General features: G+C 74.9%; 23 protein-coding genes. 12 read left to right on the top strand and 11 right to left on the bottom strand.

Annotation, left to right across the window (positions count from 1 at the left end; translation table 11 throughout):
• Positions 1–31: 31 nt before the first annotated feature.
• The 3 genes from IEY75_RS11045 (at position 32) to IEY75_RS11035 (ending at position 4,008) form a co-directional block, all read left to right on the top strand.
• On the top strand, positions 32–1,009 hold the full coding sequence (locus tag IEY75_RS11045; protein ID WP_229789544.1) for an ABC transporter permease: 978 nt from the start codon (positions 32–34) through the stop codon (positions 1,007–1,009).
• The gene (locus IEY75_RS11040) at positions 1,006–3,321 is read left to right on the top strand and encodes an ABC transporter ATP-binding protein/permease (RefSeq protein ID WP_189114178.1); all 2,316 of its coding nucleotides are present in this window, start codon (positions 1,006–1,008) and stop codon (positions 3,319–3,321) included. Before IEY75_RS11045 ends, IEY75_RS11040 begins: the two co-directional genes overlap by 4 nt.
• A gap of 75 nt (positions 3,322–3,396) precedes the next feature.
• The gene (locus tag IEY75_RS11035; RefSeq protein ID WP_189114177.1) at positions 3,397–4,008 is read left to right on the top strand and encodes a YdeI/OmpD-associated family protein; all 612 of its coding nucleotides are present in this window, start codon (positions 3,397–3,399) and stop codon (positions 4,006–4,008) included.
• 50 nt (positions 4,009–4,058) lie between these two features.
• Here IEY75_RS11035 and IEY75_RS11030 read toward each other — a convergent pair whose 3' ends face one another.
• From IEY75_RS11030 to IEY75_RS11020, 3 genes are read right to left on the bottom strand one after another with little or no spacing between them, the layout of a single operon-like run.
• Positions 4,059–4,994 (bottom strand): M28 family peptidase, encoded by a 936-nt coding sequence (locus IEY75_RS11030; RefSeq protein WP_189114176.1) that lies wholly within the window; start codon positions 4,992–4,994, stop codon positions 4,059–4,061.
• A gap of 40 nt (positions 4,995–5,034) precedes the next feature.
• Entirely contained in the window at positions 5,035–6,417 is a 1,383-nt protein-coding gene (locus IEY75_RS11025) for a sensor histidine kinase (protein WP_189114175.1), read from the bottom strand.
• Positions 6,414–7,082, bottom strand: a complete 669-nt coding sequence (locus tag IEY75_RS11020) for a response regulator transcription factor (RefSeq protein ID WP_189114174.1) — start codon at positions 7,080–7,082, stop codon at positions 6,414–6,416. Before IEY75_RS11020 ends, IEY75_RS11025 begins: the two co-directional genes overlap by 4 nt.
• A gap of 220 nt (positions 7,083–7,302) precedes the next feature.
• Here IEY75_RS11020 and IEY75_RS11015 point away from each other — a divergent pair, with 220 nt between their 5' ends.
• Positions 7,303–7,662, top strand: coding sequence for a PepSY domain-containing protein (locus tag IEY75_RS11015; RefSeq protein ID WP_189114173.1), 360 nt, complete (start codon positions 7,303–7,305; stop codon positions 7,660–7,662).
• 193 nt (positions 7,663–7,855) lie between these two features.
• Positions 7,856–9,067: a S8 family peptidase gene (locus IEY75_RS11010; protein ID WP_189114172.1), complete on the top strand. Its 1,212-nt coding sequence runs from the start codon at positions 7,856–7,858 to the stop codon at positions 9,065–9,067.
• 10 nt (positions 9,068–9,077) lie between these two features.
• Here IEY75_RS11010 and IEY75_RS11005 read toward each other — a convergent pair whose 3' ends face one another.
• Positions 9,078–10,736: a copper resistance CopC/CopD family protein gene (locus tag IEY75_RS11005; RefSeq protein ID WP_229789543.1), complete on the bottom strand. Its 1,659-nt coding sequence runs from the start codon at positions 10,734–10,736 to the stop codon at positions 9,078–9,080.
• A 168-nt stretch (positions 10,737–10,904) separates the two neighbouring features.
• On the opposite strand from IEY75_RS11005, the gene IEY75_RS11000 reads away from it, so the two are divergent.
• On the top strand, positions 10,905–11,351 hold the full coding sequence (locus IEY75_RS11000) for a hypothetical protein (RefSeq protein WP_189114171.1): 447 nt from the start codon (positions 10,905–10,907) through the stop codon (positions 11,349–11,351).
• Between the two features lie 86 nt (positions 11,352–11,437).
• Here the strand turns inward: IEY75_RS11000 and IEY75_RS10995 are convergent, their stop codons facing one another.
• Positions 11,438–12,184: a DUF4142 domain-containing protein gene (locus IEY75_RS10995; protein ID WP_229789540.1), complete on the bottom strand. Its 747-nt coding sequence runs from the start codon at positions 12,182–12,184 to the stop codon at positions 11,438–11,440.
• 344 nt (positions 12,185–12,528) lie between these two features.
• Here IEY75_RS10995 and IEY75_RS10990 point away from each other — a divergent pair, with 344 nt between their 5' ends.
• On the top strand, positions 12,529–13,023 hold the full coding sequence (locus IEY75_RS10990; protein WP_189114170.1) for an FG-GAP repeat domain-containing protein: 495 nt from the start codon (positions 12,529–12,531) through the stop codon (positions 13,021–13,023).
• Between the two features lie 36 nt (positions 13,024–13,059).
• Here IEY75_RS10990 and IEY75_RS10985 read toward each other — a convergent pair whose 3' ends face one another.
• Positions 13,060–14,292, bottom strand: a complete 1,233-nt coding sequence (locus tag IEY75_RS10985) for an MFS transporter (RefSeq protein ID WP_189114169.1) — start codon at positions 14,290–14,292, stop codon at positions 13,060–13,062.
• Positions 14,293–14,454: 162 nt separating this feature from the next.
• Here IEY75_RS10985 and IEY75_RS10980 point away from each other — a divergent pair, with 162 nt between their 5' ends.
• The 4 genes from IEY75_RS10980 to IEY75_RS10965 all read left to right on the top strand — a co-directional run bounded on the left by IEY75_RS10980 (position 14,455) and on the right by IEY75_RS10965 (position 16,472).
• A complete protein-coding gene (locus IEY75_RS10980) occupies positions 14,455–14,754 on the top strand; it encodes an ArsR/SmtB family transcription factor (RefSeq protein WP_229789562.1) in 300 nt (99 codons plus the stop codon).
• Positions 14,754–15,140, top strand: a complete 387-nt coding sequence (locus tag IEY75_RS10975) for a VOC family protein (RefSeq protein WP_189114222.1) — start codon at positions 14,754–14,756, stop codon at positions 15,138–15,140. The genes IEY75_RS10980 and IEY75_RS10975 overlap by 1 nt, the downstream gene beginning before the upstream one ends.
• 115 nt (positions 15,141–15,255) lie before the next feature.
• Entirely contained in the window at positions 15,256–16,092 is an 837-nt protein-coding gene (locus IEY75_RS10970; RefSeq protein ID WP_189114167.1) for a class I SAM-dependent methyltransferase, read from the top strand.
• A gap of 173 nt (positions 16,093–16,265) precedes the next feature.
• On the top strand, positions 16,266–16,472 hold the full coding sequence (locus IEY75_RS10965) for a hypothetical protein (RefSeq protein WP_189114166.1): 207 nt from the start codon (positions 16,266–16,268) through the stop codon (positions 16,470–16,472).
• Between the two features lie 239 nt (positions 16,473–16,711).
• Here the strand turns inward: IEY75_RS10965 and IEY75_RS10960 are convergent, their stop codons facing one another.
• From IEY75_RS10960 to IEY75_RS10945, 4 genes are all read right to left on the bottom strand, one after another.
• On the bottom strand, positions 16,712–17,269 hold the full coding sequence (locus IEY75_RS10960; RefSeq protein WP_189114165.1) for a dihydrofolate reductase family protein: 558 nt from the start codon (positions 17,267–17,269) through the stop codon (positions 16,712–16,714).
• A gap of 126 nt (positions 17,270–17,395) precedes the next feature.
• Entirely contained in the window at positions 17,396–17,656 is a 261-nt protein-coding gene (locus IEY75_RS10955) for a hypothetical protein (RefSeq protein WP_189114164.1), read from the bottom strand.
• Positions 17,653–17,916 (bottom strand): hypothetical protein, encoded by a 264-nt coding sequence (locus tag IEY75_RS10950; protein ID WP_189114163.1) that lies wholly within the window; start codon positions 17,914–17,916, stop codon positions 17,653–17,655. The genes IEY75_RS10955 and IEY75_RS10950 overlap by 4 nt, the downstream gene beginning before the upstream one ends.
• A 194-nt stretch (positions 17,917–18,110) precedes the next feature.
• Positions 18,111–18,959 (bottom strand): RCC1 domain-containing protein, encoded by an 849-nt coding sequence (locus IEY75_RS10945; RefSeq protein WP_229789539.1) that lies wholly within the window; start codon positions 18,957–18,959, stop codon positions 18,111–18,113.
• Between the two features lie 55 nt (positions 18,960–19,014).
• Between IEY75_RS10945 and IEY75_RS10940 the strand changes: the two genes are divergently transcribed.
• Complete coding sequence (locus tag IEY75_RS10940; protein ID WP_229789538.1) at positions 19,015–19,944, top strand: GNAT family N-acetyltransferase; 930 nt, start codon at positions 19,015–19,017, stop codon at positions 19,942–19,944.
• Here IEY75_RS10940 and IEY75_RS10935 read toward each other — a convergent pair.
• A complete protein-coding gene (locus IEY75_RS10935) occupies positions 19,917–21,326 on the bottom strand; it encodes a short-chain fatty acyl-CoA regulator family protein (RefSeq protein ID WP_189114160.1) in 1,410 nt (469 codons plus the stop codon). The genes IEY75_RS10940 and IEY75_RS10935 overlap by 28 nt on opposite strands.
• Positions 21,327–21,396: the final 70 nt, after the last annotated feature.

Raw genomic sequence — 21,396 nt, 5'->3', positions numbered from 1 at the left:
CCGGGCGCCCGCCCGGCCGCCGCGAGCGTCGGTGCCCGGGCGGTTGGTGGCCGGGCGGTCGGGTGCCGGGCGGTTGGTGGCCGGGCGGCTGCTCGGGGCGCTCGCCGTGCTTCTCGCAGTGACCCTCGGCGTGTTCGTCGCCACGGCGCTCGCCGCCGGTGACGCGGCGTCGGCCCGGCTCGGGCCGGCGGCCGACCCCGCCACGGTGCAGGCGCTGCGCACCGAGCTGGGCCTGGACCAGCCGCCGGCCCAGCGCTACCTGGGCTGGCTCGGCGCCGCCGCGCGCGGCGACCTCGGCACCTCGCTGATCTCCGGCCGACCGGTGACCGACCTGATCGCCGACCGCCTGGGCAACTCGGCGATCCTCGCCGCCGCGGCCGCCGCCGTCCTCACCCCGGCCGCGCTGCTGCTCGGCACGTGGGCCGGACTGCGGCCGCGCCGCCGCCCCGACCGGGTGGTGGGCGCCGCCAGCGTGGTGCTGCTGGCGCTGCCCGAGTTCGTGGTCGGCGTGGCCCTGGTGAGCGTCTTCGCCGTCGGCCTGGGCTGGCTGCCCGCGGTGTCCTACCTGCCCGAGGGCCAGGGACCGCTCGGGCAGCCCTCGGTGCTGGTGCTGCCGGTGGCCGCCCTGACGCTGGCCAGCCTGGCGCCGACGGTGCGGCTGGTCCGGGCGGGCGTCGCCGTGGCCGGCGCCGCCGACGCGGCCGCCGCCGCCCGGCTGAACGGGGTACCGGAGGGGCGGGTCGTCCGCTGCTACGTCCTGCCGGCGGCGCTGCCGGCCGCGCTGCCGATGCTCGCGCGCACGCTGACGTACCTGCTCGGCGGGGCGCTGGTCGTGGAGACGCTGTTCGGCTACCCGGGCCTGGCCTCGGCGATGGTGGAGGCGGTGAACCAGCGGGACGTGCCGGTGGTCCAGGCGCTGGCGCTGCTGGCGGCGGCGGCGGCCGTGGCCGTCAACCTGTGCGCCGACCTGGCCGCCCGCGCGCTCGACCCGGCGGGGTCGGCCCGGTGAGCCGCGGTACCGTCCGCCGCGCGCTGGTGTGGGCGCCCGTGGCCCTGCTGGTGGCGGCGGCCCTCGCCGGCCCCGCCCTCGCGCCCGGCTCGGTCGCCGCGCCGGTCGACATCCCCTACGGGCCGCCCGCCCCCGGCCGGCCGCTGGGCACCGACTACGCGGGCGTGGACGTGCTCAGCCGGACGCTCGCCGGTGGGCAGCGGCTGCTGCTCACCGCCGCCCTGGCCACGGTCCTGGCGTACGCGCTCGGTACCGCGCTGGGGCTGCTGGCCGCGCACCGCCGGGGCGGCGTCGACACCGCCGTGGGCGGCGTCGCCGACCTCCTGCTGGCCCTGCCGGCGTTCGTCCTGCTGGCGGTGGTGGTGGTCGCCACGGGGCCCGGCGTGCTCGGGGTCGCGGCGGCCACCGTCGGCATCCTGCTGCCGGACGTGGTGCGGACGGTGCGGGCGGTCGCCCGGTCCGCGCTGGCGCGCGACCACGTCGAGGTCGCCGTGCTGCGCGGCGAGAGCGGCCCGGCCGTGCTCGGCCGGGAGGTGCTGCCGTACCTGGCCCGCCCGCTGGCCGCCGACGTGCCGATCCGCTTCACCGCCGCGGTCTACACCGGCGCCACGGCCGCCTTCCTCGGCTTCGGGGCAGCGCCGCCCACCCCCGACTGGGGCCTGATGGTCTTTGAGAACCGGGCCGGGCTGGGTATCCAGCCGGCCGCGGTCCTGGCCCCGGCGGCGTGCCTGTTCGCGCTGCTGCTGGCGCTGAGCTGGGCCGCCGGGCGGGTCGGTGACCGCGGCGGGGCCGCGCCCGCCGCAGCGCGGCGCGGCCGCCGGCCGTCCGCGCCGCCGGCCGCCGGCACGGGCGCGCCCGACGCCGCTGGCGCGGTGGCCGCCCTGCGCGGACTGGAGTTGCGCGACAGTGCGGGGCGGGCGGTGGTCGGCGGGGCGCATCTGACCCTGTGGCCGGGGCGGGTGGTCGCGCTGGTCGGCCCGTCGGGCTGCGGCAAGACGAGCTGCGCGCTGGCCCTGCTGGGCGCCGTCCGGCCGGGCCTGGTGTGGACCGGCGGCGTCGCCCACCTCGCCGGCGAGCCGACCGGCCCGGCGGTACCCCGGCGCCGGCTCCGCCGCCTCCGGGCCCGCTCGGTGGGCTACGTGGCCCAGGACCCGCGGACCGGGCTGCCGCCGCACCGGCCGCTGCGTCGGCTGATCGGCGACGTCCTGGCCGCCCGCGCGGTCCCGCGCGCGCGGCGGGCGGCGCAGACCGTCGCGGCGCTGCGCCGGGCCGGCCTGGACGGGTCGTTCGCCGACCGCCGGCCGCACACGCTCTCCGGCGGACAGGCGCAGCGCGCGGCGCTGGCGGTGGCGCTGGCTGCGGACCCCCCGATCCTGGTACTGGACGAGCCGACCAGCGGACTCGACCCGGCCACCACGGCCGCCGTCCTCGACGAGGTCGTGCGGCGCGCCCGCGGCGGCGGTACCGCGGTCCTGCTCATCTCGCACGACGAGGCCGCGGTGACCCGCTACGCCGACGAGGTCGTGCGGCTGGACCGGGCCGCGGCGGCGCCGGTCCCGCCGGTACCGAGCGCCACGTCGACGCTGCGCGCGCTGCCGGCGCCGGAGCCGCCCGCGGGCGGCGCTCCGGCGGCCCTGCGGGTCCGGGACCTGACCGTCGGCCGGCCGGGCGCCGGCACGCTGATCGACGGGCTGAGCCTGACGGTGCCGGCCGGCGGCGTCGTGACGGTCGTCGGCCCGTCCGGCTGCGGCAAGTCCACCCTGCTGCGTACGGTCGCCGGGCTGGTCGAGCCCGTCGACGGCGAGGTGCTCCTCGACGGGGAGCCGCTGCCCTTCCCCCTGGCCCGCCGGACCGGCGCGCTGCGGCGGCGCATCCAGCTCATCGCCCAGAACCCGTACGCCTCGCTCAATCCGCACCACCGCGTCGGGGCGATCGTCGCCCGGCCCCTGCGCCAGTTCCGCACCGTGCCGCCGGCCGCGCTCGCCGACGAGGTGGACGCCCTGCTCGCCCTGGTGTCCCTGGATCCCGACCTCGCCCACCGGCTGCCCGCCGCGCTCTCGGGCGGGCAGCGCCAGCGGGTCGCCATCGCCCGGGCGCTCGCCTGCCGGCCGCGTCTGCTGCTGTGCGACGAGGTGACCAGCGCTCTCGACGCCACGACCGCCGCGGCGGTCGTGGACACCCTGGACGAGGTCCGCCGTACCGCCGGCACGGCCCTGATGGTGGTCACCCACGACCCGGCCGTCGTCGCCCGCCTGCCCGGTGCACCCCTCACCCTGCCCGCGACCGGCGAGCGCCGCCCGCCGCGCGACTGACTCCGCCGCCCGGTGTGCCGCGCGGCTGACTCCGGCGCCCGGTGGCGGCCGGGGCGGACCGGTTAGCCTGCTGGCATGTCAGGAGCCGACCTGGACGAGCTGATCGTCGCGGACGCCGGGGCGCTGCGCGCGTGGCTGGCGGCCCACCACGCGACGTCGACGGGCGTCTGGCTGGCCCTGACCCGCAAGGGCGGTACCGTCACCACGCTGACCTGGCAGCAGGCGGTCGACGAGGCCCTCTGCGCCGGCTGGATCGACGGGCAGGGCCGCAAGCGGGACCAGGAGACGTCCTGGATCCGGTTCACCCCGCGCCGGGCCCGCAGTGCCTGGTCCCAGCGCAACGTCGCCAACGTGGCGCGGCTGGAGGCCCAGGGGCGGATGCTGCCCGCGGGCCGCGCCGCGGTGGAGGCCGCGAAGGCGGACGGGCGCTGGGCGGCCGCCTACGCCCCGCCCTCGGAGGCCCAGGTGCCGGCCGACCTCGCGGCCGCGATCGCCGCCGTACCCGCCGCCCGGGCGATGTTCGACGTACTCACCAGCGCCAACCGCTTCGCCCTCATCCACCGCGTCAACGCCGTCAAGCGCGCGGAGACGCGCGAGCGGAAGATCGGCGAGTGCGTCGCGATGCTCGCCCGCCACGAGACGCCCTACCCCCAGAAGGCCAGGCCGCAGGCCCCGCCGCCCTCCTGATCACGGGCCGGGGACCGCCGGGACGCACCGCCCGGCCCGCCCCCGGCGGTCTACGGCCGCGCGGGCTGGCGCCGTCGGCCGGCGGAGCGGTGCTCCAGGTCGCGCAGCAGCGCCCGGTCGTGGGCCAGCCGCCAGGCGGCGGCGACGGCGAGGTTGGTGGCGACGCCGAGGACGCGCGGGTCGACGTTGGCGAGGGTGTCGCCGGGGCGGTGGTAGCAGGGGTCGTGGCCGGACTCGATGCCGCCGACCGGGATGCCGTAGCGGCTGAACGACCAGCTATCGGTGTCGTCCGGGTTGCGGACCTGCCGGGTGGCCAGGCGGCACGTGGCGAAGTGCCCGTCGAGCAGCCGCCCGAGCGCCGGGTGGCTGTGGTAGACGTCCCAGCAGGTGGTGCCGTGGGCGCCCACCATGTCGAAGTTCAGGTACGCGCGGATCGCGGCGCGCTGCCGGCCGGCCAGGCTCCGGGTGTAGTGCATGGACCCGGCCAGGGCGTCGTGCGCCTCCTCGTGGCCCCACCAGGCCAGGCGCAGCCGGGCGGCGGGCCGCAGCCGGGCGCGGTCGACGGCCAGCGCGGTCTCCAGTACGGCGGCGGTACCGGAGCCGTTGTCGTTGATGCCCGGCCCCTCGGGCACGGAGTCCAGGTGGGCGCCGAGCACGACGACGTGGTCCGGGTCGCCGTGCGGCCACTCGGCCAGGACGTTCCAGCCCACCGCGCCGTGGTGGGTGAAGCGCTGCCGGGTCACTGTCCACCCCGTGCCGCGCAGGACACCGGCGACGTACTCCACCGAGGCCCGGTACCCGGGGCGGCCGTGGGCGCGGTTGCCGCCGTGGTCGTCCGCGATCTGCTGGAGGCGCGCCAGGTGGACCATCGGGCGGGAGTCCTCGATCTGCGGCGCCGGGGGACCGGCCGCGTCGGGCGGCGCGCCGGTGCGCGCGGGGGCGGCCGGGGTGTCCCGGGTGGCGGGGCGTCGGGAGGGCGCTGGCATGACTGCACCGTAGGCGCGCCGGGCAACCCGCGGTACCCGCTCAGGCCGCGACCGGCTCGTCGGCGGGGAAGGTGACCACGGCGTCCACGCCGCCGCTGCCGGCGGCCGCGTGCAGCGCGGCCGCGCCCCCGCCGACCTCCGCGAGCCTGCGGACCAGGGCGAGGCCGAGCCCCGTGCCGCCCTTGCCGGCGTCGGGGGCGCGCCAGAACGGTTCCAGCGCCTGCCGGCGCTGCTCCTCCGGCAGGCCCGGTCCGGCGTCGACGACGTGCAGCGCGACCATCCCGCCGCCGTCCGGTTGCCAGGCGATCCGCACACTGCTGCCGGGCGGGGCCGCCCGCAGGGCGTTGGACAGCAGGTTGTCCAGGATCTGGTCCACCGCGCCGGTCACGGCCACCACCTGGGTGTCCGGCGCGCCGGACGCGCTCAGCCGCACGTCGCGCTCCGCGGCCAGCGGCGACCACACGAAGAGCCGGTCGGCGACCGCGTCGGCCAGCACGACCGGCCCCCGGGGCAGCGACCCGTGCTCCGACCGGGCCACCCGCAGCAGCATCTCCACGAGGTGGGCCAGCCGGTCGGTCTCGGCGATCGCCGCCTGCAGGTTGCGGCCGCCGTCCGTGCCCACGTCCGGCTCCAGGTTCTCCAGCCGCAGCCGCAGCGCGGCCAGCGGCGTCTTGAGTTGGTGGGACGCGTGGCCCACGAAGGACCGCTGCGACTCCAGCAGGGCCTGCACCCGGTTGGCCGCGGCGTGGAAGGTGGTGGCGAGCCTGCGCAGCTCCGGTGGTCCGGTGGTCGTCGGCGGCGGGAGGGTCCCGTCGCCCCAGTGTCGCGTCGCCCGCTCCAGCGCCCGCACCGGCCTGCTGATCCAGCGGGCGAGGGCGAACGCGATGCCGGCGACGGCGGCGAGCACAGCGACGCCGACACCGGCGAGCAGGAGCCAGAACTGCTCGATGCGCGACGTCAGCGGCGCGGTGGGCACGCTCACCCGGACCGCGCCGCGCGCCGCCACGCCGGGGTGGATCGGCACGGCCACGGACATGAGGGCGACGCCGTCGGACTCGGCGGTGCGGGTGCTGATCCGGCCGTGGCCGCTGAGCACCGTCCGGATGTCGGCGGCGGCGGCGAGGCTGCCCGGCGGGTGCTTCCGCGGATGCGTACAGGTGGTCACCTCGCCGCGGGCGTCGACCACGTCGACGTGCCCGCCCAGGCGCCCCGCCGACTCCTGCGCCAGCAGGTCCACCTGGGCGGCGCGGCGGTCGTTGAGGGCGGCGTCGACGAAGGCGGCGAACACCTCGGCGTCGTGTTCGAGCTGCCCGAACGCGTGCTGGCGTTCGCTGCGCTGGTAGACGAGCCCGAGCGGGACGGCGAGCCCGGTCAGGACGAGTACGGCGAACGTGAGGAAGGACAGCAGGAGCCGGCGGGTCATGGCTGCGCGACGAGCCGGAACCCGACCCCGCGCCGGGTCTCGATCCACGCCGGGTCGCCCAGCTTGCGGCGCAGCGCGGCGACGTGGAAGTCCAGGGTCTTGCCGCGCCCGAAGAAGTTCGGCTCCCACACCGTTTCGAGGATGTGCCGGCGGTCGACCACCGCGCCGGGGTCGGCGGCCAGGACCAGCAGCAGCTCGTACTCCTTGGGCGCCAGGGCGACCAGTTCGCCGTGCACCCGCGCCTCGCGGGTGCGGTGGTCGATGCTCAGCGCGCCGACGGTCCGCGGGTGCGCGGGCGCGGGTCCGGCGGCCGACGGGCGGGCGCGGCGGCGCACCGCGTGCATCCGGGCGACGAGTTCCCGGACGCTGAACGGCTTGGCCAGGTAGTCGTCGGCGCCCAGCTCCAGGCCGAGCACCCGGTCGGCCTCGTCGCCGCGGGCGGTCAGCATGATCACCGGCACGGTGTCGGTCTGCCGGATCGTCCGGCACACCTCGATCCCGTCGAGGTCCGGCAGGCCCAGGTCGAGCAGGACCATCTCCGGCCGCGGCGCGGCCAGCGCGGCGCGGCCGGTGCCGACCCGGTGGACCGCCATCCCGTAGCGGGCGAGTCCGTCGACCAGCGGCTCGGCGATCGAGTCGTCGTCCTCGACCAGTAGCACCTGCATGTGTGGCCCCTCCTGCTCCGGGCTGTCCCGCGCCGCGGCGAACTGCGGACAGTGCGGGGTACGGATGCGCAGGGTGAACGGATGAAGTGGCGGGCGCCCGGCGGCCGGGAGCGGGCCGGAGACCAGGATTCGGCCAGGACGTCGCCAAATCTCCGCCGGCCGCCGTCCGCGGCGCCGGGTGCGGGCGTACTGGTCACCACAACGAGGATCGGAGATTGTCTTGCGCACCACGCTCATCACCGCCATCGCCGGCATCACGCTCGCGCTCGTCGTCGGCACGGCCACGGCCAACGCCAAGGACCGCGGCGAGCGCCGTACCCCGCCCGCGTCGCCGGGCGGGCAGCCCGGCTTCGACCTGGAGATCGACCCGGAACTCGACGCCCGGTTCGGACCGCGGCCCGTCAACGCCAGCCGGGCCGCCGCGATCGTCGCCGACGCGTTCCCGGGCGCCCGCGTGACCGAGGCCGAACTGGACGAGGCGGACGGAGTGCCCATCTGGGAGGTGAAGTTCCGGCAGGGCCGGGGGCAGGCCGAGGTCGAGGTCGACGCGATCACCGGCGGAATCCTGTCCGACGACTGACCGGGATTGACGTTTCCACGGAAACAAATCCGGTAACACGACCGCCGTAAACGTTCAATGCTGTCCTGTGGTGACCGCGTGGACATATGTTCCACGCATTGATGGATGCCACTGCCGATTCCGTGCGGCGGTGCACCGGGCGCCCGCGCGGGCGATTCCGGACTCACCCGTCACCCGTCAGGAGGCATGACGCATGGGGTACCCCACCGGTTCCAGCCGTCGGATCGCCCGGTCCCTCGTGGCCGCCACCGCCGTCGCCGCGGCCACCGCGGTCGGCGGCGGCGAGGCGTCCGCGCGGGAGGTCGGCCCGGTGCTGGCCGCCGACAGTCCCGCCGCCATCGCCGGCAGCTACATCGTGAAGTTCACCGACGGCGCCCTCCTGCGCGGCGGGGTCGACGCGACCGCCCGCCGGGTCTCCGGGGAGTACGGGGGCCGGGTCGTCCGCACCTACGACGCGCTCTCCGGCTTCCAGTTCACCGGTGGCCCGGCGGAGGCGGCGCGCCTCGCCGCCGACCCCGCCGTCGCCTACGTCGAGCAGGACCAGCGGGTCAGCCTCGACCTCCGGCCGGGTCGGCCCGCCACCGCGTGGGGCCTGGACCGCAGCGACCAGCGCAAGCTCCCGCTCGACGACCGGTACACGCCGACCGGAAAGGGCGGTGAGGGCGTCAACGCGTACGTCATCGACACCGGCATCAAGCAGACCCACACCGACTTCGGCGGCCGCGCCGTACCCGGCTTCGACGGCGTGACCAGCGGCGGCTCGGCTGTCGACTGCCACGGCCACGGCACCCACGTCGCCGGCTCGACGGCCGGCGGCACCTACGGCATGGCGCCCCGGGCGAAGATCCACGCCGTCCGGGTACTGGGCTGCCAGGGCACCGGCGACATGAGCGTCGTCGTGGCGGGCGTCGACTGGGTGACCAGGAACGCGGTCAAGCCCGCCGTGGCCAACATGAGCCTCGGCGGCCCGATCAGCCAGGCCTCGGACGACGCGGTCCGGCGCGGCATCGCCTCGGGGGTCGTGTTCGTCCTCGCCGCCGGCAACGACCGCAAGGACGCGTGCCGCGCGTCGCCGGCCCGCACCCGCGAGGCGATCACGGTCGCGGCGAGCCAGCGGACCGACGCGGCGGCGTCGTTCACCAACTGGGGCGCCTGCGTCGACATCTGGGGGCCGGGCGTCGACATCACCAGCGCCTGGGGCAAGGGCGACGACAACGCCACCAAGAGCATCAGCGGCACGTCGATGGCCGCGCCGCACGTCGCGGGTGCCGCGGCCCTGTACCTGGAGGCCCACCCCGCCGCCACGGCGGCGCAGGTCGCCGAGGCGCTGGTGGCCGCCGCGACCCCGGACGTGGTCACCGGCGCGAAGGACACGGTCAACAAGCTGCTGTACGTCGGCTCCTGACCGGGCGGCGCTACGGGACCGACACCGTGGTGGTGACGGTCGCCTCGTCGAGTTCGGAGATCCGGATCGTCAGCCGGAGCTGCCAGTCGCCGGGAATCGGGAAGTTGATACCGCCGAGGCCCTGGTTCCCGAGCAGGGGCGCGACCGGGTTGTTCATCGGCTCGATGCCCTTGCTGGGCAGCGCGGCGGTCACCTTCCACTCGGCGACGGCGAGCGGCTTGCCGTCGGGTGTGTAGACGAAACCGTGGAAGGTGTTGTTCTCGCCGAGCTGGACGGGGAAAATCTCGAACTGCACGGCGTACAGCGGGCTGTTGAGCGTGGTCACGAAACCCTTGGCCTTGACCTGCGCGGCGACCTCGACGGCCGCTGAACGCGCGGGCGTGGTCTGTGCCAGCGCCGCGCTGGCCGCCAGGATCACCGCGGCGAAACCCAGCTCGCCCCACACCGCACGGCGCAGCGGCGGCACACCGGCGGCGGCCGCGCGCCGACGCACCAGCCGCCGGGAGACGGCGGCGACCGCCAGGACGCCGGCCACCAACACCAGCTTGGCGATGATGAGCCGTCCGTAGTCGGTCTTCAGCAGGAGCTGCGGCGCGCCGACCTGGACGACGCTCTGGACCGCCCCGGCCGTGACCAGGCAGCACACCGCGACGGCGGCCCACCCCGACCAGACGGGCAGGATGACGCGCAGCGCCCGCGGGTCCGCCCGCCGCAGCAGGAAGCCGGCCAGTGCCGCCAGGCCGCCCAGCCACACCGACATGCTGACCAGGTGGACCATGTCCGCGGCCACCATGCCCGCCCACAGCGGGGAGGCGACCTGGTGGCCGGCCAGCGGCCACGTCGCCGACCCGGCGACCACGATCGCGGCCAGGGCGATCCGCGCCGGTCCGGTCCCCTTCGCCCGCAGGACCGGGCGGACCAGCGCGGCGGCCGCGGCGATCAGGACCAGGCGGGCGAGCAGCACCACCCCGAACCGGCTCAGCGCCACCTGGCGCAGTTCCGTGGCGGAGACGTCGAACATGCCCGCGCCGGAGCTGTAGGGCGCCTGTAGCCACAGCGATGCCAGGGTCGCGGCCGCCAGCAGCCCGAATCCGGTGCCGACCATGCGCAGCGGTCCCCGCCTGGACAGGCGCCGCGGCCAGAGGACGAGCAGCAGCAGCAGAGGGCCGACCGCGAGGGTCAGGCCGACGTAGCCGACGTACCTGGCGGCCGCGGACGCCGCCTCCACGGCCGGGTCCACGCCCGTGTCCTCGGCGCGCGGCGGCGCCGCCGACGGGGCGCCGACGGAGAACGCGAACGCGCCGGAGATGGTGTGGCTGTCGGCCGACACGATGCGGTAGCTCACCACGTAGGTGCCGAGCGGCCGGTCCGCCGGACGGATCGCCAGGGACATGCGCTGGCCGTTGCTGACCGGGTCGCCGAGGCTGATCCGCTTCCCGTCCGGGGCCACCACCTGCGTGCGCCCCGGCACCGGGGACACCGGCTCGTTGAACACCAGTTCGACGGTCGCCGGGGCGCGCGGGACGACCGACCCCTGCGCCGGGGTCGCCGCCGTCAGTACCGCGTGCGCGCTCGCCGGCCGCGCCGGCCCGGCCAGGACCGACAGCGCGCCCGCGAGCACCGCCACGGCGGCCGCGGCCGCCCACGGCAGACGTCGCAGTCGATTCACGTCCTCCAGTACACCTCACCGGCCCGGCGAATTCAGCGCGGTGGGACACACTCGGCGCCGAGCGCGGACACCGGTCCGCCCCCTTTCGTTTCCCGACATCGGCCGCGCCGGCCGGCTAGTAATATGCGCGGGCCAGCCGGGGTGGGCCGGGATCGGTAGGGTCGGCCCATGCGAGGTGCCGAGAGTGTTCCGGGCGCCGTGCGGGGGGCGCGCGCCATGTGGCTCGTCGCGATCGGCGCGGGAGTGTGCGAGACCGTGCTGATCGTGGCCAGCGGGCAGGCGGGTGGCGATGCCGCGGCGGGTGTCGCCGTCCGGGCCGCCGTCTTCGCCGCCGCCGTCCTCGTCGTGCTGCGGATGGCCGCCGGGCGGCGGTGGGCCCGGTGGCTGCTCACCGTGGCGCTGGGGGTCTTGGGCACCTTGTCGCTGACCGTGGAGCCGGTCCGCTGGCTGGCGCGCGGCAACTCGATCACCGAGCTGGTCCGGCAGGCCGGCGCCGTCGACCTGTTGTTCGGCGGCAGCCGGGTGGTGCATGTCGTCGCCGTGCTCGGCGGCTGTGTCCTGATGTTCGTGCCGTCGGCCAACCGGTACTTCCGGACCCGTCGAACCGCTCCGTGAGCGGGCCCCGACCGGAGACTCCCGGTCAGGGCCCGTTGCTCCGCCCGACTGGGCGGCGGTGTGTCGGTGTGCGGTTCCCGAGGCGTCTAGCTCGGGGTCGCGCGCCGGTGGCGCCCGGAACCGAGGTTGCGCACCAACCGCGTGGTGACGAAGACCGCGACGCCGAGGCCCGCCACCGCGATGACGACCAGCAGGGAGAGGTTCATGCTCGGCCCGGGGGTGCTGAGGTTGGCCGCCGGCACCACCTGGGTCGTCGCGCCCGCGCCGCTCGCCGCGGCCGGCGCCGGGGGCGGCGCGGTCGGCAGGGCGGCGAAGTCCACGATGCTGCTGCTCTCCAGCAGCGTCATGTGGGTCATGACGAACTGGTTGGCGCGTTGGGCGAGCTTGCGCACCGTGTCGTTGCGGGTGCTCGCCCGGATCGTCGCGATGGCGGGGAAGATCTTGCCGTGGGCCGCCCGTAGCCGATCGATGTAGATCTGGTCGAACTCGGTCCCCTCCGCCTCGCGCATCTCGTCGAGCCAGCCCTGCTGGTCCTTGTTGGGGTCGTCGGGCAGGGCCACATCGAGCTTCTTCGCGGCGGCCCGCACCAGCTCGTCGAGCTCCTGGTGCTGGTCGGCGATGTCGCGGCCGATGGATTTGATCCGGCGGCTGTTGGACCTGTCCTGGGCCAGCTCACCGGCCGGCATCTCCCACAGGCCGGCGAGGCGGACCTTCACCACGAAGTCGCGGTCGGCCTCCGAGACGTCGCCCTTGCCGGTGTCGGTCAGCAGGTCGTTCGGGGGTACCGGAACGCCCGGTTCGGCGCCGGCCACGCCCGGGCTCAACAGGACCATTGCGATAGCGGCGAGCGCCGAGCCTGTGAGACGGCGGCGCCACCGCGACATACCACCAACAGCGAACACGCCGACCTCCTTCAAATAGCGACTATGGCAAGGCTGTGACAGGTGGAAGTACGCGCCGCCGCGAGTTTCGGATCAACGAGTTCGGCCGCGGCTTCGCGATCGGTGGCCCGTTCGGCCAGCGCGCGGGCGTCGCACGCCGCGGATTCGGACGCGGGTGTCAGCGGAGGGTGAAACCCGCGTTTCCGGCATCGGCGCCGACGTCACCCCATAGGGGAGCGGCGGTTCTCTGGCAGGCCCGGTGTCCGGCGATAGCCTCTTGCACGATATTCGGCTTGATGGACGGGGTAGTCATGGCGGGGCGGAAAGCCAAAATCGTTCTTCTCTACGTCGCGGCGGCGGGGGCGCTCGTGGTGCCGTCTGCGATGCCGGCGCAGGCGGGGCCGGGTGTGCACCCCGCCGCGGGCGGTGCCGGCGCGGCCGGCCCGGTGCGGCACCAGCAGAGTGCGGGGCTGTCCGCGGGCGTGGCCGCGACCGGGACAGGCACGGGTTTCGGGTTGACGGAGACGTGGACGAACGGCGGGTATTACGGGGATCGGGGCACGTTCTTCGCGGATGTGACTGGTGATGGTCGGGCGGATGCGGTGGTGGTGAACAATGACCGGATCGCGGTGCGGCGTTCCACTGGTGCGGGTTTCGGGTTGACGGAGACGTGGACGAACGGCGGGTATTACGGGGACCGGGGCACGTTCTTCGCGGATGTGACCGGTGACGGCCGGGCGGATGCGGTGGTGGTGAACAACGACCGGATCGCCGTCCGGCGCGCGCAGTAGCGCGGGCGCCCGGGGCGCGGCGGCCGCAGCCGGTGGTCAGCCTGCGGCGACCGGTACGCCCCGAGAGCGGGGCTGGGCGTGCCGGTGGCGCTGTGCCCAGCGGACGGCCGGGGGCGTCGCCAGGCCGGTGAGGGCGAACAGGGCGCCGACGACGTACCAGCCGGGGCGCCCCCAGGTGATGCACAGGGAGATGAGCAGGGCCGGGCCGACGGCCTCGGCGAGCCCGGACCCCAGGCCGAAGACGCCGAGGTACTGGCCGGTGGCGTGGGCGGGGGCGAGGGCGAAGGAGATCTCGAAGCCGGCCGCGGAGTGCCACAGCTCGCCGACGGTGTGGACCACGACCGCGGCGAGGAGCAGGACCGCGGCGCCCCAGGCCGGGATCCCCGCGGTCAGCGAGATCAGCACGCACGCCAGGAGGAAGGCGACACCGGACCGGCGGTAGGCGAGCGCGCCGGCCGCCGGGGAGTCGACGTGGCGGCTGGCGCGCACCTGGCAGGCGATGACGATGGCGGTGTTCAGCAGCATGGTGCCCGAGATGAGCCAGTGGGGAGCCGCCGTGGCGGCGACCAGCCACAGCGGGATGGCGATGGTCAGCACCCGGAACTGGATGGCCATGACGCCGTCGAGGGCGGTGAGCGCGAGGTAGGGCCGGTCCCGCAGGGCCGTCCACCGCGGTCCGCCGCCGACGAGCTCCGGCCGGACCGGCGGCAGGACGACGAGGACCGCCGCGGCGGCGGCGAAGGCGGCGGCGTTGCCGACGACGAGCAGGTCGTAGGCGCTGTGGGTGCCGACCTGGACGGCCCAGCCCGCCAGGACGGCGCCCAGGGACACGCCGATGTTGGTCACCGCCCGGAGGTAGGCGCGGAACTCCTGCGGCCGGTCCCCTCCGTAGTGCCTGATGAGCGGGCTGCGGGCGGCCGCTCCGGCGGCCTTCGCCCCGGTGGCGGCGCACACCGCCAGGACGAAGGGCCAGAACCGGTCCGCCAGGACGAAGGCCGCCGTGGCCAGCGCCTGGACGGCGAGGGTGGCCGCGTAGACCCCGCGTGCGCCGATCCGGTCCGCGAGGTGCCCGACGGCGATACCCGCGGCGAGGGAGAAGGCCCCGGCGATGCCGAGCCCGAGGCCCACCTCGGCCGCCGGGAGTCGGGCCGCCTGGGTGAAGTACAGGACCCCGGCGGTCAGGTAGAGGCCGCTGCCGAGGGCGTGGACGAGGTTGGAGGCCGCGATGACGCGCTGCGGTCCGGTGTCTGGTAGCACGTGGCTCCGCATCCCGAGCAACGGTAAGGATTCACAAAGTCTGCGTACCTTACCGATCGGGTTCGGGAGTTGTCAGCCCCGAGCCGGCGCCGCCCGCCCGCGGGTGCGTTCCGGGTCGGGTGGGAAGCTCCAGGAGTCCTCTTGACAGGCAAGTGTTCGCTTGCGTATAACGGGGTGGTGGACGCGGAACGCGACCTGTTCAAGGCCCTGGGCGACGCGACGCGGCGCATCATCCTGGACGAACTGACCGACAGGGACGGCCAGACCCTGTTCGAGATCTGCGGCCGCCTGGCCGTGAAGCACGGCCTGGCGTCCACGCGCCAGGCCGTCTCGCAGCACCTCGCCGTGCTCGAACAGGCCGGCCTGGTGCACACCCGGCGACAGGGCCGGTACAAGTTCCACCACGTCGACACGGGCCCGCTGCGCGCGATCGTCGACCGGTGGCCCATCGCGCGAGAGGAACCCGACCCGTGATCCGTGTCGCCATCACCAGCGTGCTCGTCGACGACCAGGCCAGGGCGCTGGCCTTCTACACCGAGAAGCTCGGGTTCACCAAGAAGACCGACGAGCCCGCGGGCGGCGCCCGCTGGCTGACGGTGGTCTCCCCGGCCGACCCCGACGGGGTCGAGCTGCTCCTGGAGCCCGACGGACACCCGGCGGCCGGGCCGTTCAAGAGTGCCCTGGTCGCCGACGGCATCCCGTTCACCCAGTTCGCCGTTGACGACGTGTACGCCGAGGTCGAGCGCCTCAAGGCGCTGGGCGTCCGGTTCACGCAGGAGGCGGTCGACCTGGGGCCGGTGGTCACCGCCGTCCTCGACGACACCTGCGGAAACCTGATCCAGATCGCGGCCATGAAGTAGCCGCCGGGCCGCGGCGCGGAGTCGGTACCGGTACGCCGAATGCGCTGGCCCTGCGCGCCCGCGGGGCGGATGCTCTCTGGGAGGCAGAACAGAGCACCCGAAGGGAAATGAGCCGATGACCACCACGAGCACCGCCAGCCCGGCCGGGCTGGCCCTCACCCCGCTCAAGAGCACGCAGCAGCAGACCTGGGCCAGCGGGGACTTCCGGCGGATCGCCGCCCGCATCGTCCTGGTCAGCGAGTTGCTGGCCGACACCGCCGACCTGCGCGCCGGCTCGCGGGTGCTGGACGTGGCCTGCGGCAACGGCAACGCCACGCTGGCCGCCGCCCGCGCCGACGCCAGCGTCCTGGGCGTCGACTACGTCGAGGCGCTGCTGGAGGACGGCCGCCGCCGCGCCGCCGCCGAGGGCCTGTCCGTCGAGTTCCGCCTCGGCGACGCTGAGGCGCTGCCCGTCGCCGACGACGCCGTCGACGCCGCGCTGAGCGTGTTCGGGGTGATGTTCGCCCCGGACCACCAGCGGGCAGCGGCGGAGCTGGTCCGGGTCGTGCGGCCCGGCGGCACGCTCGGCCTGGCCTCCTGGTGCCCGGACGGGTTCATCGGGGCGGTGTTCCGCACGGTCGCCGGGCACGTGCCGCCGCCGGCCGGCGTGGCCTCGCCGCTGCTGTGGGGCACGGCCGCGCACCTGGCCGAGCTGTTCGGCGACGCGGTCGCGGAGACGGCCTCGGTGACCCGTACCTGCACGATGCGCTTCGCGTCCGCGGAGGCGTTCGTGGACACGTTCCGCCGCTGGTACGGGCCGACGGTCCGCGCGTTCGGCGCGCTCGACGAGGCCGGCGCCGCGGCTCTGGCCGCCGAGTTGACCGCGCTGGCCCGGCAGTGGGACCGGCACGGCGGCGAGGGTCCGGTGGCGCTCCCGTCGACGTACCTGGAGTCGGTGTTGACCCTGCGCTGACGTGCGGCGAGTCTGTGCGATGGCCCCTGGGGGGCGATCGGTCGACGCCGTTCGGCCAGCTACCGCGCTGCTGGCCCGTCGGGGTGGCCTGCGTTACCGTCTACTCAGCGCAGCGGCTCGCGCCTGAGACCTGCGGCGTTGAGTCCGATTCTGCACTGCGCGAGGAGACACCGATGACCGACGCTGCCGACGCCGCCGATCCCACCGCCGAGGCCGAAGCCGGATCCGAGGACCAGCCGCGGCCCTTCGAGAACCGGGCGGCACGCCGGTCCAAGGGCAAGGCCCCCGCCAACCACGCCGTGGGTCCCGCGGGCGGCGTCCAGGGCCGTTCCGGCACCGTGCAGAGCCCTCGCCAGTACGGCAACCGTCGAAGCGGCTGATCCCCGGACCCGCCGAGTAGCGGCCGTACCCGCTCGCGGTCGGGCTGCCTGCCTACTCGGCGCGGTGGCCTTTGGGGAATGGCGTTTCCCCCGGATGCGACGGCAGTCGCAATTCGAGGGGAATCAAATCTCACGCCGGACTCGGCACGGGCGAAACGCCCTGACCTCGGCGGTGTTTGCCTCTGCGTTGCTCGCATTGTCGAAATGCCGTTCGTCCGGCGGCGGTGACTCCCGCTGATTCAGCGCGCGCGGCGGTAGTGCATGGCCACCGCGCCGTTGCGGAGCGGCTGCGCCGAGAGCAGTGCGAGCTGGCGGGTGCCGGGCAGCCCACCCTGGTACAGCGTCGGGCCGTGGCCGGCGATCCTGGGGTGGACGAGGAGCCGGTACTCGTCGATCAGGTCCAGCCGGTCCAGTTCGGTGGCGAGCGTGCCGCTTCCGAGGAGGACCCCGGCCGGGGTCGCGTCCTTGAGCTTCTGCACGCCCTCACGCAGGTCGCCGACGAGGTGGTGGCTGTTGGTCCACGGGAAGTCCTTGCGCGTGGACGACACCACGTACTTGGGTTTGGCCTCCAGCTTGACCGCCCATTCGTGGAGGGCCGGCGGTGCCTTTTCGTCGCCGCGGGCGACGGCCGGCCAGTAGCTCTCCATCATTTCGTAGGTGACGCGACCCCACAGCACCGCTCCGCCCTCGTCCATGAGACGGGTGAAGAAGGCGTGCGTCTCGTCGTCGGCGATCCCCTCCCGGTGGTCGACGCAGCCGTCCAGGGTGAGGTTGAGGCCGAAGGTGAGTAGTCCCATGCTCGGCGACTCTATGCCACCACGGCGTCACGGCCACGCGGCGCCGCACCTGCGGCCTCCCCCGCTCGTCGGCACGTTGTGACCCGATGACGGGCGGAGGCCGGCGAACAGGCCGTGCGGCGTCCGTCACCGTCGCTGCTGACCGCTCCGCCCGGGTGCGGAGAGGAACACGGTGGTCGAGGGGCGCTTCGCCGCGTCCTGGTCGGCGACCGCCGCGTCGGTCTCGGCGAGTTCTGGTTCGTGTACCTGCCGGTGCAGCCCGTCAGCCTTCACCCGCAACTGCTGCAGTGTCACCTGGCTGCTCTCGCCGCTCAGGTCAACCTCGATGCGGCAGAACAGGTCACAGGGAAACTCGACGACGAACATCGCCTGCGGACCGCCGGTCATTCCGTCTCCCCACCGAGGCCGAGAGGGCGCCAGCCGCCCGCTCCGAGATCATTCTGCATGTCCCGATCGTAGCGAGCGACCGGCCGGCCGCGCGGCACCAGCGGACCGCGAACCCCGCGCGGCGCTTCTGCCCGCCCCACCGCTGACGCCCCGCGCCCCCAGCTCGTCACCATCCGGCTCGTCGTCATCGCGCGGGTGGCGAACACGGAGCCGACCGGGCTGGATGGGGCGTTGGCCTCGCCTGTCATGACGACGGTCACGGCGCGCACGGTCGAGTACCCGGCAGACGGCCTGACAACGACCACCGTCCCACGAACCCGGGTCGCTGACGCCAAAACTCAGCCGGCCGGCACCGTCGGCCTACCGCAACCACCGCAGCGCCGCGTCGGCGGTGTCCTCGGGTGTGGTGTTGAAGGCAGCGTGTGGAGTAAGCCGACGGCCGGAAGCGCAGTACCTAGTCGGGTCGCCGGATCGCGGTCCAGCCCGTGATGTCGCACTGGCCCTGCTCGTTGTTGCCCGCAGCGACCGCGGTTCCGTCCGCACGGAGCCCCACGGTGTGGGTGGAACCGGCCGCCACCGCGACGATCCCATGCCAGCCGACCACGTCGCACTGCCCGAAGTCGTTGCTGCCCGCGGCCACGACCCGGCCGGTCGCCGTCACTCCCACCGTGTGGTGGCTCCCCGCCGAAACGGCCACCAGGTCTCTCCACGTGCCGACATCGCAGGCCCCTGCCGATCCGTCCCCGACCGCCAGCACGCGCCCCTCATCGGTCAGACCAACGGTGTGCAGACAGCCGGCGGCGACAGCGGCGATTCCACGCCACCGGTCGACAGCGCACTGCCCGCGGCTGTTGTTCCCCACGGCGACCGCCGTGCCGTCGGCTCGGAGGCCCACCGAGTGCCAGTCACCACAAGCCAGGCCGACCATCTCGCGCCAGTCGCCCACCTCACCTGCGCCGTCCTGCGCCCGCCCGGCCGCCAGGACGGTGCCGTCGCCGACGAGCCCCAAGGTGCGCCGCCATCCCGCTGCCACCTGGGTCACGCCCCGCCAGGACCCCACGTCACACTGCCCGGCACCGCTCCAGCCTGTCGCCACCACAGTGCCGTCGGCGCACACGCCGACGCTGTGGGAACGGCCGGTGTTCGGCGCGGTGTGCACATTGCCTGCTGCCACGGCGACGACACCACCCCAGCCGTCGACCCGGCACTCACCGGCTGTCCCCGCACCGGCGGCAAGCACCGTGCCGTCACCGCACAGCCCCAACGAGTGCCGTCGCCCAGCGGCTATGACAGAACCCTTCACCGAGACCACCCTACGGGCCGGCGGTGACCTTCTTCTCCCGGACGGAAACCCGTGGGTGGCGATCGGCTCTGGCGCCCGCGGTGTCGGCGACCCGGGTCGTGGGGTCTGGTTCGAATACCGGTTGCCCGCCCCACCTCGCTGTTGCAGCGTACGGGGCATGACTGACCCGGTGCGCCTTCTCGCGGCCTACGACCAGCAGCTTCGGACCGACGCCGAGACACCGGGCGCGGTCTCGGTCACCCGGCACGGACCACTGCGCCTCGCCACCTTCGCCGGCGGTCGCGGTTTCATCACCTACCGCGATCTGGGCGGGGCGGGCATCGATACGATTCGGCGGCTCGTCGCCGAGGCGCTCGTCCACTACCAGGCGGACCCTGACATCAACCGGATCGAGTGGAAGACCCGTGGGCACGACCATGCGCCGGGGCTGCCCGAGGCGCTGCGGGAGAACGGGTTCGTCGCGGGCGAGTCCGAGTCGATCATGCTTGGCGAGGCGCGGCGGCTCGTCGTCGACGTTCCGCTGCCCGAAGGCGTGACGCTGCGTCGGGTCGGCGAGGAGGCGGACGTCCGCGCGATGAGTGCGATGCAGGACGAAGTCTTCGGGGATCCCGTCAGCGACGACACGGCGGACGCCCTCCTGCGCCGGCTGGCCCGCGATGACGGGATGGAGTTGTGGGTCGCCGAGGCGGGGGAGCGGATCGTCGGCGCCGGCCGGCTGGAACCGGTGCGGGGGACCGACTTCGCCGGGATCTGGGGCGGCGCGACCCGTGCGGAGTGGCGCGGCCGCGGGATCTACCGCGCGTTGACGGCAGCGCGGGCCCGCGCGGCAATGGAGAAGGGCACAAGGCTCATCCACAGCGACTCCACCGAGTACTCGCGCCCGATCCTCGCACGCTCGGGCCTGGTCAGGGTGTCCACGACGACGCCCTACCACCACGGCCCGCCGGTACCGCACCGTCAGCCCGCCCCGCCGTCGACCGGGTAGGGCACGGCGGTACGGCGGTGCGGGTCGATGGCGAGGTGGCCGCCCGCGGGCGGCCGGGCGCGCTGCGCGCAGTCGCGCCGCTCGCAGATCCGGCAGCCGAGGCCGATGGGGGTGGCGGCGCGGGCGTCGTCGAGCGCCACCCCCTCGGAGTAGACCAGCCGGTGGGCGTGGCGCAGCTCGCAGCCCAGGGCGACCGCGAAGGTGCTGCGCGGGTGGTGGTGGCCGTGGCCGCCGCGGGTGACGGTCCGGGCGATCCAGAAGTACCGCTTGCCGTCGGGCATCTCGGCGACCTGGGTGAGGATGCGCCCGGGGGCGGCGAACGCCTCGTACACCGTCCAGAGCGGGCAGGTCCCGCCGAGGCGGGAGAAGTGGAAGTCGCTGGCGGACTGCCGCTTGGAGATGTTGCCGGCGCGGTCCACCCGCAGGAAGGAGAACGGCACGCCGCGGCGGCGGCCCCGCTGCAGGGTGCTCAGGCGGTGGCAGACGGTCTCGAACCCGACGCCGAAGCGCAGGCTGAGCAGGGCGATGTCGTACCGCAGCTCCTCGGCGGCCGTGTGGAACGCCGCGTAGGGCATGAGTAGCGCGCCCGCGTAGTAGCTGGCCAGGCCGATCCTGGCCAGGGCGGCGGCGGCGGGGCTCAGGGTCGGGTCGGCGGCCAGCGCCGCGACGAGGTCGGCGTGGGCCAGGACGGCGAGCTGGGTGGCCAGTTGGAACGCCCGCTGGCTCTCGCTGAGAGTGCCGGACAGGTACAGCACGGCGCTGTCGGCGTCGTAGCGCCGCACGTCGGTGCCGGGCCGCGCGGCGGTGGTGACGACGCGGACCCCGTACACCTCGTCCAGGTGCCGGGTGAGGCTGCCGGCGGCCCGGCCGGGGGCGAGGTCGAGGTCGGCGGCGCGCTGCTCGGCCGCGCAGTCCAGCGGGTCGAAGTAGTTGTGGTGGCCGTAGAAGAAGTCGCGGACGTCGTCGTGGGGCTCGGTCAGGTCGTGCGGGCTGGGGCCGGCGAGCGCGGCCACCCGCTCGGCGGCGTCGCGGTACCGGTGGTGCAGGGCGACCAGGGCGCGGGCGGCGGCCGGGTGGTCGCGGACGAGTTCGGTGATCTCCTCGGCCCCGAGGTGCTCGCCGGTGGCCTCGTCGGACAGGGCGGTGCGCAGGTCGGTGCCGAGCCGCTCGGTGTCGGCGTCGGAGAAGTGCTCCGGCTCGACCCCGAGCACATCGGACAGGCGGAGCAGGACGGCGGCGGTGAGCGGCCGCTGGTTGTGCTCGATCTGGTTGAGGTAGCTGGTGGAGATGTCCAGCCGGCGGGCCAGCTCGACCTGGCTGAGGCCGTGCTCGCGGCGCAGCCGGCGCAGCTTGGCGTGCGCGTACACCCGCCCGATCCCCACCGGCGACCACCTCCTCCGGCTGCGAAATTAGCATCCGCAGAGTCCGCAACTTTCGCAGTTCCGCTGCCGC

The sequence above is a fragment of the Pilimelia terevasa genome, from assembly GCF_014647915.1.
GTDB lineage: Bacteria > Actinomycetota > Actinomycetes > Mycobacteriales > Micromonosporaceae > Pilimelia > Pilimelia terevasa.
The sequence above is the reverse complement of the archived record's forward strand: the minus strand, read 5'-3'. Positions and strand labels throughout refer to the sequence as shown.